The sequence below is a fragment of the Neoluteolibacter marinus genome, assembly GCF_014904755.1.
GTDB lineage: Bacteria > Verrucomicrobiota > Verrucomicrobiia > Verrucomicrobiales > Akkermansiaceae > Haloferula > Haloferula marina.
This window is the reverse complement of record NZ_JACZFQ010000304.1, coordinates 1-568: the sequence shown is the minus strand read 5'-3', so window position 1 is coordinate 568 and position 568 is coordinate 1. Positions and strand designations below refer to the sequence as shown.

Sequence of the window (568 nt, the reverse complement as noted above, 5' to 3'; positions counted from 1 at the left end):
GCCCTTCGAGTAGCCGTCGGTGACACCGACGATCATGTTGTTGATGAGAGTGCGGGTCAGCCCGTGCAGGGACCGCGACTCGCGCTTGTCATCGGGTCGCGACACCGTGATCACACCGTCCTCCAGGACGGCGGTGATCGGCGCTGCGATCTGGTGCTGGTGCTCCCCCTTGGGTCCCTTGACGGTGACCAGGGAGCCATCGATCTTCACCTCGACGCCGCTGGGCACAGAGATGGGGAGACGTCCGATACGTGACATGTTCTCTTCCTTCCTTCCTCTGCTAGCGGGTCACCAGACGTAGGCGACGACTTCGCCGCCCACGCCCTTCTTCGCGGCCTGACGATCGGTCAGCAGGCCGGAAGAGGTGGAGATGATCGCGATGCCCATGCCGCCCAGGACTCGGGGCAGGTTGGTGGACTTCGCGTAGACGCGAAGGCCGGGCTTGGAGATGCGGCGCACACCCGCGATGGAGCGCTCGCGCTGCGGGCCGAACTTGAGGTTCAGGACCAGGGTCTTGCCGACGCGAGCCGGCTCCTCGGTCCAGTCCTCGATGTAGCCCTCGGCCTTG

2 protein-coding genes are annotated in these 568 nt (G+C 65.5%); both read right to left on the bottom strand.

The features are described from left to right. Positions 1 to 258: 50S ribosomal protein L6 (locus IG178_RS24990; protein WP_193215270.1), on the bottom strand; the 258-nt coding region annotated here is incomplete at its 3' end. Between the two features lie 30 nt (positions 259 to 288). Next, positions 289 to 568, bottom strand: a 280-nt coding sequence (gene rpsH, locus IG178_RS24985) for a 30S ribosomal protein S8 (protein ID WP_193215269.1), incomplete at its 5' end; no start/stop codon positions are given.